We start from the raw sequence: 17,287 nt of genomic DNA, 5'->3' as shown, positions 1-17,287 counted from the left end.
TTCAAGAGGGATATCTGTTATTGTGATATTGCTATTGTAAAAAACAGTGGATTTATCTTTTATCTTATTTTCACTAAAGAATTTCATTTCTGTAACATAGTAAAATTCTTCGGGATTAGAGATCTCTGTAACTTTTGGATTACCTTTTTTAAAGGTCACTGGATAAGGTTCCACATCTTCATAATTCACGTGCAAATGCCCCAGTTCACGCCCTGCTGTTGCAAACTTCCAAAAATCATCAGCAGTTTTCACGCAAGGGATACGAGGCAATTCTTTGCATAAATTATATGCATAACGGGCGCGATAATCTTTTGAATGGAAAATCCCGTAAACGTAATAGAACAAATCATCTTTAGTGATAGTTTCATGAGGATAAGCCGCTTTAAAATGTGCTAGACCTTCATCCGTAATGGCATCACGCCTCTGTAAACCAGCTGTTTTGTTTTCCTCTATAGAGTTTGTAAATAAATAGGATTGTCTCTCACTTTTATTTCTCTCTTTTGAAAATATAACATTTTCGTAGATATATCTTGGAAAGCATTGACTGTTATCAATTACACATACGTCAGGCAAATTCTTAATCATCAATACAGAAAAGCCACTTCGTGCTCCCATAGAAGAAACTTGTATTATTTTATTCTCTGCTGCTTCTCCTATCGGGAATATACGCGTCTGATAAGCACCATCGCAGTTGAGAGCAGAATCACTATACACCCACTGTCGTGTAAAAGGACGATACAAACTTTTGGTAAGACAATTTTCCTTAAAGTTGAAAAACTTTCCTTTTACTAAATCTTTTTTAAGATTATAACTCCAACTTATTTTGCTTTCATCTGAATTGACAAAACTATTGAGAACCTTTGTACGTGTTTTGCTATCATTATGTGGATAGGTATCATTAAAGCGTTCTACTTCATTATTATAGAAGGTAATCATATTACTCATATTTTTTGCCACTGTCGCACAGCTTGAGTTATATGCCCATGCATCGCGGCTTGTCATAATGCCACGAGAAAACATTGCAAATAATTTTTTATCATTATTTTTCTTATCACCTATAGCTAAGAATGTTTCAAAACTGTTATCACGTTGGTTAATCCAATCGCCATACTGATCTGGTGTAATTATTTTCCAACCGTTTTCACGTGTAATACCATCAATGCTACCAAAGTCCTTAATTGTTTTAAGCTTTTTTTCTCTTGTAAAAGAATCTCCAATATCATGATAGTAAATTTTACAAGGTCCAATAGCATTGGGATTTTTGATAAATAGCGTTACAGCAATACCAGTCATACTTCCATTGCCAAAAACATTCTCTCCTTCTTGAGTTGCTCCATTACTTAACATATTTTTACGTATATCTCCCCGTAAATTAAGTACATAAATACTTGTAAATTCTTTGGCTAAAGATTTTCGTAAACTGTCCATTGTCGATTTTTCTATATAACCAGAGCCAGAAACAAAGCCGATTACCCCAGCATTATCAATACGGTCGCTTGCCCAGCGTATAGCACGAATATAACTGTCATAAAGTGCTCGTATATTCGTTACTTTAGATTGAGCCGCATAAGTTTCACGAATACGATTATCTAGTATAGGATAAGGAGTATTTTTTGCATTATCGTTTTCATTCTTTTGTCCTACTGAATAAGGGGGGTTACCAAAGATAACTTTAATATTTAGATTTTTCTGAAGTTCCAAATATTCACTGTTTTCTTTGAATAATTCCTGTAGCAGGTTCTTTTCTTCAAGCATCCGAAACGTATCAGCCAAACCAATATGCTTAAAGGGAATATATTCACCTTTCATAAGACTATGATAAGTCGATTCAATGTTAATCGCTGCTATGTAATAAGCGAGTAAGACAATCTCATTGGCATGGATATCATGACGGAACTTATATTCCATATCCTCTGGTTTGATCAGTTTTGATTGTAATAGCCTTGTGATAAAGGTACCCGTTCCCGTGAAAGGGTCTAGAATAGAGACACCCCGTGAACCAAGGCTTTTTCCAAATTCATTGCGTAACACATCATCAACAGAATGAATGATAAAATCCACAACCTCAACGGGTGTATAAACAATCCCAAGCCTATCCGTGGTTTTTTTAAATGCCTTGGCAAAAAAACTTTCATAAAGCTTGATAATAAGATTCTGTTTTGCATGAGTTTCGGTAATGCCTGCTGTACAGAACGTGACACTTTTGTAGAATTTATCAAGATCTTTCGTTTTCTCTTCGATATTGGTTTTATCCAGTTCCGTTAAGATCTTATCCATTGCTTGCGAAATGGCATTGTTCTGTACAAATTCATTACCGTCAAATAAAGCTTCAAACACGGGACGCGTGACAAGATGTTGGGCTAACATCTCAATCGCTTCCTCTTGTTTGATTTCATTGTTGACGTTGTTTTTTAGTTCTTTATGAAATGCATCAAAAGCATGAAAGGCTTCACTCTTTTCATCGGAAATCATATCTTTAAGATGATTGATATGGTTTTGAGCAATCTCAGCAACATTGTTCGCCCATATGCCCCAATAATCCGTGATTTTAAAACTATCCAGAAAAATGGCTTTGACAAAATCAAAAAATTCAGAACGGCGGAATAAGTCTTCTTGTCCTCCAGATACCGGTTGAGATTTTCTTTCTGCTGTTCCAATGGTATGCCCAGAACTTTCTGTTTTTGATGGTATCGAGATCTCATCAACCGTTGTGGTAAGCTCTTTTAATTCATTGGCACGCTTAATTTCTATAATCTCAATCGTATGGCTGCTATCTTGTCCTAAAGACATTTGATTAATCGTCCGAGCAAGTCTTTCATCATGAGAATGTAAAGCATGCAAAACTTGCCAAACAACACGATACCTCTTATTATTTTTTAAAGCCTTTTTGGCTTCTAAGTGTGAAGGAATAATAATGGGTAAAATGATATAGCCTGTTTTCTTATTTGGAGCACGACGCATCACACGCCCCACCGCCTGTATCACATCCACTTGGCTATTGCGCGGGTGTAAAAACATGATGGCATCAAGAGCAGGGACATCAATCCCTTCAGACAGACACCGAACATTGCTTAAGATCCGACAAACATTTTGCCCCGCATCTTCTTTAAGCCAATCCAATTCTTCATTGCGTTTTTTGACGCTTTGCGTTCCGTCAATATGTCTTACTTCACAGTTTAGAAAGGGAACGGTTTGAAGGAAATCATCAATATGAGATTTGATAATTTTATTGAAGAGTTTTGTAATATATTGAGAGGTATTGATATCTTTGCAAAAAGCTAAAGCACATTGCATAGGCTCTGTATCATTGTCATCAACAGCGGCTTGCTTATCTATTTTAGTCAGTGCTCTATAACAGCCAATAATTTTTGCCGCATCATCTAAATCAATTTCACGGTTTTCATTTGCAATAATCTCTTGTATGGCTGGTGTGATATAGGTTTCATTAATACCCAAGACCACAATCTTGTAAGGAGTTAACAGTTCATTATCGACAGCTTCCGCGAAGGTATAATGATGGAGTTGTTTTCCAAAAAGCGTTTCATCATCCATAGATGCTAGAACAGCATTAATCTCATCAGCACGCCTTTTGGCAGTGTCACTAAAAATACGAGGCGTTGCTGTCATATACAGACGTTTTTTGCCTCGAATAATGCTTTTATCGTGAACCTTGATAAATTCGGATTCATTGTCTTCATTTCCCAATGAAGCCCCAGTGGTTCTATGCGCTTCATCACAGATGATCAAATCAAATTCGGGTAATCCATGATCCTTTTGCGCATCCGAAATCACTTGGATAGAATGATAGGTTGAAAAGACCACCGTCATTGCATCTGCTAGGGCTTCACGCGCTTCTTTGGCAAGGGCTTGAGCATCTGTGGTAGCAGGGAGAACAAGATCTGATGTTTCCATGCCAACAATATCATCTTGATTTTTACGACGCTTGCCTACTTTCGTATCCGAACACACCGCAAAGGAACGCAACGGGATTTGTGCATCGGCTGTCCATTCACGTATCGTTTGTGAGACTAAAGCAAGAGAGGGGACCAAAAACAAAACATGCTTGCCTTGACCTGCTATGGTTTCTGCTATCTTAAGACTTGTAAAAGTTTTCCCCGTTCCACATGCCATAATGAGCTTGCCACGGTCTGCTTCTTGTAAACCTTCACAGACTTTCTTGATGGCTTCTTCTTGATGGGGACGAGGCTCTTTTGTTGACTTAAGAACTACTTCTTGTTTTGTTGCATAGATTTGCCAATCTATCCGACTGTTTTCCATATGACGAAGGTCAATACGATAAACGGGTATCGCTTGTCCTTTAATCATGGCATTCACATTGTCACTTAATTCTACTTCTGTGCTATCAACAAGAAGACGATATTTAAAGATGTCTTTTCCAGATGCCGCGATAAAGCTATCAATATCCTTTTTACTGATCTGATGATCTGCTTGATAAAACTTACATTGAATAGCGACATAGCCTTCTTGATGACGAAGCTTGGCAACCAGATCAATGCCGATATCATTTTTATTCCAATCTTCACGCTCTTGCGCCCATTCATAATAGGTTTCTACCTTTTCGTAGCGCCCGTAATGAAGGGGGTCTTTTGTCAAATAAGCCTTTACAAGGTTTTCAAACATGGTCCCTAATTCACGGGGTGATTGAGCCTGTTGACGATAATATTCCAACAGAGAGCGTAAAGTGACGTGTTCATTATCAAAATAAAGAGGGCAAGACATAAAGGATAAGCTCCATGACAATATATTCTATTGATTTATTCTCTTCAAAAGAATCAAAACGAAGCTTATTAAATCCATTTCGAGCAAATGGTGAAAAAAATGTAGAAAAATGCGAAAAAACGAGTAAATTTTTTTAAAAGGGGTTTTAAAAGGCTGTTTATCCACAGCCCATGACATGGGATAAGACCAGCAAAATAGTGAAATTTGCTATTCATTTCACGGATTAATCAAGATAAATGCACTCTGTGCTTTAAAGTATCATAATGAGTAATTTGATAAGTTTTATAGATAGGTTTTGAAGGTGTAAAAATCGTCAAAACCCCTACAAAACATATACCATTAATTGAATTTAGAGGTTGTGCTATCAATATGAGTTGTTTTTTTTAAGGTCTATAAAATATTAACCTATTGAAAAATAATATTTTTAATTTTTAACGTTTTTTTATCTAAAAGGGGTAACCGTCAAAACCCCAAACCCCGTCAAAACCTATAGAGGTTGTGTTTTGGATATCTTTGACACAAAGTTAAAAGGACCTCTGTATGGTTCTTCTTTAAAAAATTATAAAACAAAAACCCTCAAAGATAATTCGTAAACCCTCTGTTGGTACGATAAGATCTTTGAAGGTTTTAAGGATAACAAAAGATTACAATGACTTCATTGTTTGATGCTGTTGTTTTTAACGAAAGGGTGCCATTCGTAACGTATGGTAGGTCGACCGCCTTGTGAGCTATTTTCCACTGATATTTGACGAATATGATTGGAACGACATAAGAGCTCTAAAGTTTGCTTCACAGCTTCTTTGTCTTTTAAACATTTCCAATCACGTTTATAAACATCCCTTGCCGTAAAGACATCGGGTAAATGATCACAACGCTCGACAATTAATTTTGCACTCTCTGTTGCTAAGCTATCTGCCGCCGCATAAAGACGTTTGATATGACTTAACAAATATTTTTCCCATCGCAAAGCTGTTTGAAGGGCATCTTTATTGATTTCAAAACGCCCCCCTTCGGTTAATTCAAAAATCAATGCAAGACTTACTATGGTCTTAGGCATTTTCAAAAGATGCGCTTGTAAGCTTTCAGAAAGGTTATTCCCTTTGGCTTCTTTAAAAATCTTTTGCATCCATTCACGAAAGATCTCTTGAGCTTCAGCAGAAAAGCGCATCACAAGAGGGCGTTCTGGTGAACCAAGGGGTTTATCATAAAGAGAACGAAATGCCCCTTCATAAGTTTCCCATGCCTCTTGATTGGGATATCTATCAACCCATTTCCAATCTTTTGTTTCATCGGGAAAGACCAGCATTTGAAAGCGTTGTAAGAAACCATCATTGCCTTTTCCATATAAAACATTGCGTATAAAGGGGAGAATGCGAGAGGGTTGAATGCCCCCTATAATAGAGACGGTTGCATTGGGAATAAAAATGGTTCCACGCCCAATCCGGTCATAAGTAAATTGACCATCTCCATTAAAAGCTTCCAAATAAAAGGCACGGTCTGTTTGATATTCCTTCCGTTCCATATCTGTTAAGAAACCGGATAATTCATCACGCACCATCAAGAGACCACGGGGGTTTTCTTTTAAGAGTTCCCCAAGCTTTTCGACGCTCGTATCATTGACAATAAAACGAGAAACATTATCATCATGCACATTGTCTTTAGAAAGGGTTTCAGACAAAAGAGCACGGGCTGTTTCAAGATCTCCTTTTTTTATTGCTTTATGGGCTTGTTTTTTCTTTTCGGATTTGTCTAAAGTTTCAAGTATCTCTTCAATTTCTTGTCTCTCTTTCTGCTTTAGCCAGTCTTTATACCATTTCTTTTGAAGGCAAGTGATAGGAGTTAAAGCGGCTTGCATGGTAGGTGTTTTCATGGTTGAAGGTTGACCAATAAGAGCGCCCCAGAGATTAGGGACAATCTTCCAATCATCATGTTGTTTTGGAGCAATCCGCACGCCATTGCCAATGAGAGCAGCCAAGCCACATAAAGCAGAGACAGCCACAAAATCGAGAGGCGCTTGTTGACGGTCAGCAACGTCATAAACATAGCGACTTAAAGTTAAAGGCATTTGTGCAGCATGAAAAGACTCGACAGGTAAAAGAGTATACTCAAGTGGTTTTAATTCCCCCCAACCGTTTTGTTGCAATGCTTGCTTATAAGGAATGGCTTCTAAACAAGTATTATCATTTAAAGGCGTATTATTCTCTAAAATATTTTTGTTATCTTGTCTCATGTTATTTACCTTAGAAAATAGAGGAGATCGTTAAAATATGCATTATGCGGGGCTTGCCTCATAAAGACCTCAAAGGCTTGGCTATAAGCACGCGTAGCAAAGGTAAAATTAGCTAAAGTCTTTTTGATTGGTTGGCTTCCATAACGCCCATGCCAAACCCTCGGCACAGCACATGTGATGCCCCGCGCATTCTTAAAAGAACACATCATTTTTAATCCTATAACGTTGCGTCACAGGACGGATTGTGCTAGCTCTAAGGTGATGAGTTTGAGAAAGCCTTGTCCATCCTTACGTGACAAGGTTTTTTTTATGCCGCGTCGTTATAACGTTGCTGTTTCGCTTGCTCGATTACATTCAAGAGATCCGACTGTAACCAACGGGATAAAAAACCAAATTTTAAAGGTTTTGGGAGAGAGCCATTGGTGACATGACGGCGGAAAGTTGAGACACTCATATGAAGCAATTTTGCACTTTCACGGTCTGTTAAAAGAATATCATTTTCTGTCATTTTAAAATCCTTTCATAATAAAAAATGGAAACAAATCATGCCTATTTATTAAGCACATTTTGGTTTATTTTTGAAGGTATTTTATTTATAGAAAACAATATTTTATCATATAAATTCTAATGTGATAATTTATGAGTCTTATTGAGAGCGAATGAGAGAGAAGAGAGATAAAGTTATCCACAGATGATGGGGTTATGCACCCCATATCTTAAGATTGACCAGTGACATAAGCCGCCCATTTATCCATGTAGACACGGCGCTGTTCTAGATAGTCAGTACGACGATAGGCACGCTCTACTTTACCGCCGACCGTATGACTTAGAATGGTTTCAGCGACCTCATAGGGGGCATCGGTTGTTTCAGCAAGCCAATTGCGTAAACTAGAGCGAAATCCATGGGGGCAGGCATCAAGTTTATTTTTTTTCATATATTTTGACATAACATTCTCAGCAAGGGGACTTCGACCAGAAAAAGACAGAATGAAATCACTTTTAGAGATACAACTGGCTTGTTCAATCACTTTTAGAGCTTCTAAAGATAGGGGTACGCGAAATTCTTTTGTTGTATCACGCCTTCCTTTCATATTCTCAGCAGGAATAGTCCATATATTTCCATCAACCTGATCCTTATGAATATAACGTAAGGAATGCGTACGAACGCCTGTCAAGATGAGCAAACGCAAAGCCAGTTGTGTTATAGCTGTTGTTTGGCAAAGTGTTTTATAAAAAGCCGGAACCTTTCTCCAATCCATAGCTGGTCTATTTTTGACTTTAAGGCGTTGCTTTCCTAATAAAAAACCAGCGAAATATTCAGTTATTAATGATCTAAATGGAGAGATCACGAATCTGTTTCAATGCGTTCAAAATGACTTTGATGATTTAGCCAAACGATTGGAGTGGTTTGTTTGTTCGAGACAGTTGTTTTTTGAACTTGCATCTATTCCCCAGAGAGCCTCACCAAAATTGAAAGAGCTGCACGCTTTTTGTTTTTCCAACGTTGTGTCATGTATGGGAAAGAAGATTACTATTCTTTTAGCTTTGTAGGAAAAAAACGGTAAGCTTTAATCCGGACAAACTTTTAGCAAGGATGAAACGTGTTAGGAAAAAACTTCTTGATACCACTATTTTAAATTTATCGTGGGAACGGGTTGTTGAACTTTTTGATGCGCCCAACAGTTTATTTTATCTAGACCCGCCTTATCTTGTAAAGAAGAAGCGTTATAGTTCTGGGAATTTTGTTGAAGATGATTTTGTGAGTATGGCAAAAGTTCTCAAAGGCATCCAAGGTAAATTTGTCTTGAGTCTGAATGATTGTGATGCAGTTCGAGAGATCTTTAAAGATTTTGACTTTTTAGAAGTTGATACCGTTTGGACGGCGGGTATGGCAAAAAAAACTCTCCGAAAAGAACTCTTGATTCGCAATAATTGAGGAAAATCATAAAAAGATTTGTTAGAATCAGAAGAAATATTTCTTCTCTAATAGGACTTCCTAGATGCTTACATCCTTTAGTAAAACCTTACGCAAACTTCGCATTGATCATTCAGAACGCCTTTTAGATATGGCTAAAAATTAGATATATCTGTAGCATTTTTATCATCTGTAGAAATTGGCAAAAGATCTGTTCCTGTAGGACTGGAGGAAAAGATAATTGAACTCTATACTTTAGATCAAGAGGTAGCAGAAATTTTGAGAAGAGAATCGGATGCTTGTCGCAAAAGTTTCACTATAAAGCCTTCTGATACATTCAGATGTGAAGCTGTTGGTATGTTTTCTAGACTGATAAACATTATTTCACAAGAAGATTTAGAACTATTAAAAAAATTATTAGAGAAAGCTGGCAAAAAGAATGCGCTTTGTAAAGGAAAGTGTGGAAATCCTATTCCAGAACCTAATTATATGGTCCCTAACCTTAAAAAAATATAAATAAAATCAATATTTTATTGCATATAATTTTATGGTTCGAATCCAGGTACCCCAGCCAATTCTAGTGAAATTAGTTAATCAAATTTCAGCTTGAGAGTGGATCAATCCCCTTAACCGTCTGTTGCTATTCATAGCAAGTTTTGTAAGCTGAAAAATACCCATTTGTAGCGGGTTAGCTCTAAATATGGTAAGGTTTTCTTTTACTATAGCTATCGCTTAAAGAGCTCTTTTAAAAGATTCTTTATCTATAAGACGAGGGGTAAATGATTTATGCGCACTTGCTTTAGAAAAACTATTTAGCTGGATTTTTTGCTCTATAGCAACACCAGCGGGTAATTTTCCGTATTCCACCATCTTCATTACGCCGAACAGCGTAGCAATAATGCTGATTAGGAAACACATGCCGCTGCATGTCTCGTACCATACCAGCAGCATGTCCATAGGGTGCCACACAATCAATAAACCACATATATTCTCCGCCTTGCCAATCCGCATCGGACAAAAGCTCTCCCGTTTCAAGCATAGATTGATGATTTTTCTCATCTAAAAAAGCCCAAGTGATAAAGGCGCAAAATTCTCCACGTTCATTTTTATAGAGTTTATATTGCCCAGTCTGTAAAGCTGGTCCTAAATTTCGATCTATATCCCAGATTCGCCAGCGGCGGTATAAGGGAGATGTAAGCATTAAAACAACCATAGCTCCTAACGCTGTAAGAGGATCTATGAGTGAAGGTGATGAATTTTCATTTACAGACATTATCTTTCCTTTAGAGATTGTTCTAAAATTTTGGTGATAGGTTCAAAGAAATAAGAAATGAGACGCCGTTTTGAGGTAATGACATCCGTTGTCACAGTCATGCCAGGGATAAATTTAAGTTGTTTGTTATTCAAAGTGATATGATCTTGGTCAATTTTGATTAAAACAGCGTAGACACCATTATTAATTTCTTTATCATAGCGCGCTGTAGCGCCTACATTAACGACTGTACCGTGGATAACACCGAAACGTTCAGGTGGAAAGGCAGAAAACTTGATGTAAGCACGTTGGCCCTTTTCTAAAAAACCAATATCTCGATTATCAAAAAACGCTTCAACAATGAGACCGCCCGCACCAGGGACAATGCGCATGAGCGTTTTACCAGCCTCTACAAAGCCACCCAAAGTATGGATACTTAAATCATCGATACGTCCATCAACAGGTGCATAAAGTGATAAGTGGTCAAGATGGTATTGAGTGCTATCAAGCTTTGCTTTTAATCCTTGAAGATTCAGTTCTGTTTCACGCGAAAGTTGGCGATAGCGGGCGATTTCATCGGAAATGAGACTTTGCCGTTGTTGGCGGAGGGTGTTTATTTCGGCAGCATTTTCTTCCAAGCGTCTTTGATTGGTTAAAATTTCATGCTCGACATTTTTAAAATCATGTAAACGCTCTAAATAAACCGCTTGGCTAATGACTTTTGTTTCCATCAGGCTTTTTGCAGCTTTTAATTTTCCTTGGCTTAATTGACGATCATCTTCCAACCTATCTAATTGCGCATGTTGTGTTGCACCGCTGCGCTCGACGCGGTCCGCTTGTGCTTTTAGCGCTCTTAATTTATCTTGGAGAGATTGAAGGGCAGCGCTAATGAGTTTTTCCCCTTCTATTCTTGCAGTCTGATTGCCAGAAGGAGGAACTGGCAGATAGGCAAGCCCTTTGGTCACAAAATCTTCATCCAAAGGATCACTTTCATGCAAAGCTGTTAAAATAGCTGTTGCAATTTGTGCTTGAAGGGTTTGTTGCGCGATATCTGCTTGAACACGTGCGCACTCATTGAGGGCTTCACGAGGATCTAATTGAATAAGGAGATCACCTTGATGAACAAATTGCCCTTCTTTTACAAGAATTTTCTCAATGCGTCCTGTATTTTGCGCTTGGACCAGCTGAACGTAAGCGGTGGGAATAACACTTCCTTGCCCCCGTGCAACAATCTCTGTTTTTGCGATAAAGCTGCCGATCACAATAAAGAGAAATAAGGTGACTAAAACAGCAACCACCATATGAAGCGTTGGTGACAAAGGGCGCAAATAGGGAGCTTTATCTGCCATTTTTTGCCTCCAAATCAGTAAAGTTTAAGACGGTTGCATGCTGAGGAAAGAGGTCACTTTTGTGGGTAATAACAAGAACAATACGATCTTGCGAAAGTTTATATAAATGCTCAACAATTTGTGCACTGACAGTGTCATCCAATGCGGAAGTAGGTTCATCCAAAATAAGCAGGCTTGGGTTTATCAGAAAGAAACAAGCTAAAGCCAAGCGTTGGCGCTGACCACCTGATAAAAAACCACCTTGCTCTCCTACTTGAGTATTAAGTCCTAAAGGCAACTGAGCAATCAAATCATGGCAAGCACTAACATATAGTGCAGCGTCGATTTCATCTTTAGTGGCATCTGGTTTAGCAAGAAGCATATTCTCAAGAATGGTTCCGGAAAAAAGGCAAGGATTTTGAGGAAAATACACGATTTTTTCACGTACGCTACGGACATCAAAATTCTGTAAAGGTTGGGCGTTAATTAATATCTTTCCGCTTGTTGGGGGGTAAAGTCCACAAAGGAGCTTCGCCAAGGTTGTTTTTCCGCACCCTGAAGGACCAAGTAACATAATTGGTTGCCCAGGTTGTAAACAGACATCAAGATGATTGATAATGGGCTTATCTCCATAAGAAAAACAGAGATTGTTGGCTTCAAGATAAGGAGGAGCGCTGAGTTGAAGAGGTGGCTTTTCTTCTTCCCATTCTGAAGGGGAGTTAAGAATATCGCCCAAACGAAGACGAGAGATTTTCAAATGCTGCCATTCTTCCCATAGGGATGCAAGGCTTAAGATAGGACCAGAAACATTTCCAGCGAGGAGATGAAAGGCAATAAGTTGTCCTAGCGTAATTTGGTTTTGAAGAACTGCCTGAGCACCAAAAAAGATAATAAAAATAGTGAAAAGATCACCAAAAATATGACTCATGGCTCCATTGAGAAGATGCAATTTACTGGTTGTAAGGCTTTGATCTAAACTACGGGCTAGAGTTTCTTGCATGCGTATTGTATGAGCAGATTCTTTTACGTGTGCTTTTATGGCTTCAAGATTGGTAAAACTTTCAATAAGGCGCGATTTATGGACAGCTTGCAGAGTGAAAGCACGGCGTAATTGGCGGCGCAAGAAGGGACCGACTAGCGCTAAAGAACCCATTTGTAAAGGTAAAATGATAAGGACAATAAAGGTCAGTTTTGGACTAATGGAAAAGAGTGCAGCAATATAAATAATGGCAAAGAGAACATTTAGAACAGTTGTGGCGATGGTTCCTGTTAAAAAACCGCGAATTGTATCAACTTCTCCAATACGTGAAAACAATTCTCCCACTTGCCAACGGCGTAAAGTGGGCAAGGAGAGACTTAAAAGATGGGTGTAAATGCGCCGTCCAAATTCTAGCGTAAGCCGATTGGCTAAATAAGCTCCTAAGTAGCCTGAAAGAGTGCTAAGAGCTGTGCTAAACAGCATGATAGCAACCATCAAGACAACGATAGCATAGAGACTTTCAATACGCTGAAAAGGGAGAATACGGTCGATAATCGCTTGAAAAATAAAAGGATTCACCAAGCCCAGCAAACGCAAAACAACAGCAACGCAACTGAGTTCGATGACATAATAGATATATTTCTTTGTTGTTCTTGTAAACCAAGAGAAGGATACTGGTTTTTCTTGTGAATGACTCATTTGAATTTATGATTTTATTTAAGAGAAAGAGCGATTGATGTCGCATATTTAAACAGTATTGTAAATAGTATTATATTCACACAAAAATATACATTTTGTAGATTATGATATAAACATAATGTATTTATTGTTTATACAGTATTTTTATTATTATTTTTACAAATTATATTTGACATTTGCTAAAATGAACAATAATAAATTTTCCGCTGTATCGTTGTGATACAGTTATTTTTAATAATTAAAAGGAGACTAAAATATGGCTAGTTCAAGTTCATCACATGATTCACACAGCAGTTCACATTCACACAGCAGTTCACATTCATCAAGTTGGTTTCATTCGGACAGTTGTGGTGTGGGTGGTTATGTCTATGAAGTGGGTGTGAATGCACTTTTTGGAGCTGGTGTAGGAGTATTAACTGGCATAGCCACAGGTCCAGGCGCTGGAGCTGGAGCATTCGGAGGTGCAGTATACGAAGGTCTTACGACCTTGGGACATAAGGTAGATGATTGCTCTCATCGATAAAGTAAAAATACTTTTTCTAATTTATTAGAAAATAGCGAGCAATATATTCCTGAGATCAATGATATTGTGAACATAATTTAAAAACTATGACACAACTGATTTCAGGGATATCATAATATTTATGACAATCATATTTTAGGGAGCATCTTCATTATGGAGATTATTTATAAAACTGCAAAATTATTTCTTCCAGAATTTATAGGTTTTTTTATGGGTTTTTTTGCATGTACTTTGTTACTTAGATTTAAAAGCTATAGTTGGGAAGCATCTATAAAGAAATCACTATTAATAATGATTTTAGTCGTTATATTATCTTGTGCTATTCATTATATTATTAATTATATTGATTTATAAAAGTGCAAAAGTATAAAATTGTTATCCATATTCATTATATTTTTCTCTCTTTCCAATACGTGAAAACAGTTCTCCCACTTGCCAAGTGCGTAAAGTGGGCAAAGAGAGACTTAAAAGATGGGTGTAAATGCGCCGTCCAAATTCTAGCGTAAGCCGATTGGCTAAATAAGCTACTAAGTAGCCAGATAGAGTGCTAAGAGCTGTGCTAAACAGCATGATAGCAACCTTCAAGACAACGATAGCATAGAGACTTTCAATACGCTGAAAAGGGAGAATACGGTCGATAATCGCTTGAAAAATAAAAGGATTCACCAAGCCAAATAAGCGCAAAACGACAGCAACGCAACTGATCATGAGCAGGGCAACGGGCTGTTCCATAACGCCCATGCCAAACCCTCGGCACAGCACGTGTGATGCCTCGCGCATTCTTAAAAGAACACATCATTTTTAATCCTATAACGTTGCGTCACAGGACGGATTGTGCTATCCCTAGGATTGTGAATTTGAGAAAGCCTTGTCCGTCCTTACGTGACAAGGTTTTTTTATGCCACGTCGTTATAACGTTGCTGTTTTGCTTGTTCGATTACATTCAAAAGATCCGATTGTAACCAACGGGATAAAAAACCAAATTTTAAAGGTTTTGGGAGAGAGCCATTGGTAACATGACGGCGGAAAGTTGAGACACTCATATGAAGCAATTTTGCACTTTCACGGTCAGTTAAAAGAATATCATTTTCGGTCATTTTAAAATCCTTTCATTCTTTAAAAATAGAAACAAATCATAAGCATTTATTAACCATATTTTTGAATCATTGGAAAGGTATTTAGTCTATAAAAAACAGTATTTTATCATAGTTTTATTGATGTGATAAATTATGAGTCTTATTGAGAAAGAATGAGAGAGAAGAGAGAGAAAGTTATCCACAGATAATGGGGTTATTCACCCCATATCTTAAGATTGGCCAGTGACATAAGCCGCCCATTTATCCATATAGACACGGCGCTGTTCTAGATAGTCAGTACGACGATAGGCACGCTCTACTTTACCGCCGACCGTATGACTTAAAATGGTTTCAGCAACCTCATAGGGAGCATCGGTTGTTTCAGCAAGCCAATCGCGTAAACTAGAACGAAATCCATGGGGACATGCTTTTACTCCAGTTTGTTGCATGTATTGTGACATATTATTCTCACCGAGAGGACCTCGACCAGTTGCAGAAAAAAAGAAATCATTACGAGAAAGCAGACGCGCTTGTTCAATAATTTTCAGTGCTTCTGTTGATAGAGGCACGCGAAATTCTGTTGTAGCATCACGCCTTCCTTTCATATTCTCAGCAGGGATTGTCCATATATCCCCCTCAACTTGATCTTCACGAATATGACGCAAGGAATTGGTACGAACCCCTGTAAGGATAAGCAGACGCAAAGCCAGTTTTGTTATGGTTGATGCTTCACAAAGTGTTTTATAAAAAGCCGGAACATCTTTCCAATCCATAGCTGGTCTATTAGTGATCTTATGACGTTGTTTTCCTAAGAGAGCTTTTGTTTTTTCTATTGCCTGTAAGTCAACATTCAATCCTAGAGCAGCCGCATGTTTAAGACACATATTGAGACGTTTCAGTGCAGCATGAGCAGCTCCAGCTTTTGTATGCCAAATAGGAGCGAGGGTATTGCGTATCTCTATTTGCGTAATCTCAGAAACGGGAACACAACCTAACTTAGGGAGAATATGAAGGCGTAATGGTAAAAACCAATCACTAGCCTTACCATCATTCTTTAATTCAGCTTTACGACTTTCAAAAGCATCTAGTGCAATGTCTTTTAAATAATGAAGATTACGCATTGCCTCACGCTTTTGTTTATTGCGTTCTTTAATGGGGTCACGACCCTCACGTAAAACAGCACGCCATTGATTTGCACATTCGCGAGCTTGTTTTAAAGAAACATCTCTCAAGGCACCCAAGCCCATTTCGCGGCGGCGCCCGTGAATGGTATAGCGATAAAGCCATTGAGCACCTCCATCTTTACGCTTATGAAGTAACAAGCCAGCACCATCATTATATTTGCCAACTCCCAATGTTGCGACAGATCTTGCATTAAGACGGTTCATAAGAGCCATTTTTAGTCCTTTCTTATACAGTTTTTACCCACACACCAGCCCCGCTTTTGACGTGCAAGGGAATGRTTTTGATTGATTCAASATARASAGSTTTGAAATGAGAGAATCTTACGTTATTCGRGACTCTCATTCAATATGAATAACGCTAGATTATCATTATAAATCAAAGTGTTATCCAAATAAAACAACACGTCTTTTGAAAGAGGCTGTGCTTAAAGCAGCAGAGCGTGCTGGTAAAAAATATGGTGATGATGGTTTGATCTCTTATCTGGAAAAGCAGGCAATAAGATGCCCTGCGGCTTATTTAGCGTTGCTTGGGAAGATCTTGCCTTTGCAAGTGACAGGGGAAGATGGGGGAGCCATTAAGATGATAGGGCGTGTGGAAATAGCGCCTTTGGTTCATGACAACAAGACAGATTAAGATTGTACCAAAACTTATCCCTATTTTTACAGGGGATGCTTTGGTACGCGCGGCTTGGGGTGGACGAGGGTCTGGGAAGACAAGATCATTTGCCTTAATGGCTGCTTTAAAAGGCTATCAATTCGGCATGGGAGGAATATCAGGGACTATTCTTTGTGCACGTCAGTTTCAAAATTCGCTTGCAGAAAGTTCTTTAGAGGAGATTAAGCGCGCCATTGAAGCCCATGACTTTTTAAGGGACTATTACAAGGTTGGAGAGGCTTCGATTAAATCAAATGATGGTCGTATAGCGTTTCAGTTTTCTGGACTAGACCGCAATATAGCCAGTATCAAATCCATGGGGCGTATTTTGCTCTGTTGGGTTGATGAGGCAGAGCCCGTTACTGAGACAGCTTGGCAGACGCTTATACCGACTTTACGTGAAGAGGGAGAGGATTGGAGAGCAGAGTTATGGGTCACATGGAACCCGTTACGAGAGAATGCACCGGTTGAAAGGCGGTTTCGCTTTTCAGACAATGAAGCCATTAAGCGTGTAGAGATCAATTGGTTAGACAATCCGAAGTTTCCCAAGATCTTAAATGAAGCACGGCTTGATGATTTGAGAAACCGCCCCGAGACTTATAAGCATATATGGGAAGGGGCTTATCTTACAGCGGTTCAAGGTGCTTACTATCAGAGGGAAATGTTGGCAGCCGAGCAAGAGGGGCGGATAGGGCGTGTTTCTCGT

13 protein-coding genes and 3 pseudogenes are annotated in these 17,287 nt (G+C 38.4%); 5 read left to right on the top strand and 11 right to left on the bottom strand.

Annotation, left to right across the window (positions count from 1 at the left end):
• The 5 genes and pseudogenes from CER18_RS08560 to CER18_RS08535 form a co-directional block, all read right to left on the bottom strand.
• On the bottom strand, positions 1 to 4,740 hold a 4,740-nt coding region (locus tag CER18_RS08560), incomplete at its 3' end, for a DEAD/DEAH box helicase (protein WP_100129584.1).
• 655 nt (positions 4,741 to 5,395) lie between these two features.
• Positions 5,396 to 6,970, bottom strand: a complete 1,575-nt coding sequence (locus CER18_RS08555) for a YfjI family protein (RefSeq protein ID WP_100129583.1) — start codon at positions 6,968 to 6,970, stop codon at positions 5,396 to 5,398.
• A gap of 5 nt (positions 6,971 to 6,975) precedes the next feature.
• Complete coding sequence (locus CER18_RS10110; protein ID WP_180299417.1) at positions 6,976 to 7,179, bottom strand: hypothetical protein; 204 nt, start codon at positions 7,177 to 7,179, stop codon at positions 6,976 to 6,978.
• 98 nt (positions 7,180 to 7,277) lie between these two features.
• On the bottom strand, positions 7,278 to 7,478 hold the full coding sequence (locus tag CER18_RS08540; RefSeq protein ID WP_015856172.1) for a helix-turn-helix transcriptional regulator: 201 nt from the start codon (positions 7,476 to 7,478) through the stop codon (positions 7,278 to 7,280).
• 208 nt (positions 7,479 to 7,686) lie between these two features.
• Positions 7,687 to 8,271 (bottom strand): annotated as a pseudogene (locus tag CER18_RS08535) (tyrosine-type recombinase/integrase); the annotation flags it as partial.
• On the opposite strand from CER18_RS08535, the pseudogene CER18_RS10760 reads away from it, so the two are divergent.
• Both CER18_RS10760 and CER18_RS08525 read left to right on the top strand, forming a co-directional pair.
• A pseudogene (locus CER18_RS10760) lies at positions 8,261 to 8,906 on the top strand (DNA adenine methylase); the annotation flags it as partial. The pseudogenes CER18_RS08535 and CER18_RS10760 overlap by 11 nt on opposite strands.
• Before the next feature lie 64 nt (positions 8,907 to 8,970).
• A pseudogene (locus tag CER18_RS08525) lies at positions 8,971 to 9,401 on the top strand (helix-turn-helix domain-containing protein).
• 292 nt (positions 9,402 to 9,693) lie between these two features.
• On the opposite strand, the gene CER18_RS08520 reads toward CER18_RS08525, so the two are convergent.
• From CER18_RS08520 to CER18_RS08510, 3 genes are read right to left on the bottom strand one after another with little or no spacing between them, the layout of a single operon-like run.
• Positions 9,694 to 10,158: a toxin-activating lysine-acyltransferase gene (locus tag CER18_RS08520; RefSeq protein WP_100129581.1), complete on the bottom strand. Its 465-nt coding sequence runs from the start codon at positions 10,156 to 10,158 to the stop codon at positions 9,694 to 9,696.
• Complete coding sequence (locus tag CER18_RS08515) at positions 10,158 to 11,486, bottom strand: HlyD family type I secretion periplasmic adaptor subunit (protein ID WP_100129580.1); 1,329 nt, start codon at positions 11,484 to 11,486, stop codon at positions 10,158 to 10,160. The genes CER18_RS08520 and CER18_RS08515 overlap by 1 nt, the downstream gene beginning before the upstream one ends.
• A complete protein-coding gene (locus tag CER18_RS08510; protein WP_100129579.1) occupies positions 11,476 to 13,143 on the bottom strand; it encodes a peptidase domain-containing ABC transporter in 1,668 nt (555 codons plus the stop codon). The genes CER18_RS08515 and CER18_RS08510 overlap by 11 nt, the downstream gene beginning before the upstream one ends.
• Before the next feature lie 256 nt (positions 13,144 to 13,399).
• On the opposite strand from CER18_RS08510, the gene CER18_RS08505 reads away from it, so the two are divergent.
• Positions 13,400 to 13,666: a hypothetical protein gene (locus CER18_RS08505; RefSeq protein WP_100129578.1), complete on the top strand. Its 267-nt coding sequence runs from the start codon at positions 13,400 to 13,402 to the stop codon at positions 13,664 to 13,666.
• A gap of 375 nt (positions 13,667 to 14,041) precedes the next feature.
• Here CER18_RS08505 and CER18_RS08495 read toward each other — a convergent pair whose 3' ends face one another.
• The 3 genes from CER18_RS08495 to CER18_RS08480 all read right to left on the bottom strand — a co-directional run bounded on the left by CER18_RS08495 (position 14,042) and on the right by CER18_RS08480 (position 16,139).
• Complete coding sequence (locus CER18_RS08495; protein ID WP_245410079.1) at positions 14,042 to 14,407, bottom strand: ABC transporter transmembrane domain-containing protein; 366 nt, start codon at positions 14,405 to 14,407, stop codon at positions 14,042 to 14,044.
• A gap of 155 nt (positions 14,408 to 14,562) precedes the next feature.
• Positions 14,563 to 14,763 (bottom strand): helix-turn-helix transcriptional regulator, encoded by a 201-nt coding sequence (locus CER18_RS08485; protein WP_007347430.1) that lies wholly within the window; start codon positions 14,761 to 14,763, stop codon positions 14,563 to 14,565.
• 209 nt (positions 14,764 to 14,972) lie between these two features.
• Positions 14,973 to 16,139 carry a tyrosine-type recombinase/integrase gene (locus CER18_RS08480; RefSeq protein ID WP_100129576.1) on the bottom strand — a complete coding sequence of 389 codons (1,167 nt, stop codon included), beginning with the start codon at positions 16,137 to 16,139 and terminating at the stop codon, positions 14,973 to 14,975.
• Positions 16,140 to 16,278: 139 nt separating this feature from the next.
• On the opposite strand from CER18_RS08480, the gene CER18_RS08475 reads away from it, so the two are divergent.
• Both CER18_RS08475 and CER18_RS08470 read left to right on the top strand, forming a co-directional pair.
• On the top strand, positions 16,279 to 16,560 hold the full coding sequence (locus tag CER18_RS08475) for a hypothetical protein (RefSeq protein WP_100129575.1): 282 nt from the start codon (positions 16,279 to 16,281) through the stop codon (positions 16,558 to 16,560).
• On the top strand, positions 16,541 to 17,287 hold a 747-nt coding region (locus CER18_RS08470; RefSeq protein ID WP_210199638.1), incomplete at its 3' end, for a phage terminase large subunit. The genes CER18_RS08475 and CER18_RS08470, both read left to right, overlap by 20 nt.

The organism is Bartonella tribocorum (assembly GCF_002777915.1).
Classification (GTDB): Bacteria; Pseudomonadota; Alphaproteobacteria; order Rhizobiales; family Rhizobiaceae; genus Bartonella; species Bartonella tribocorum_A.
Note: the sequence above shows the minus strand (reverse complement) of the source record. Positions and strands in the feature narration are given on the sequence as shown.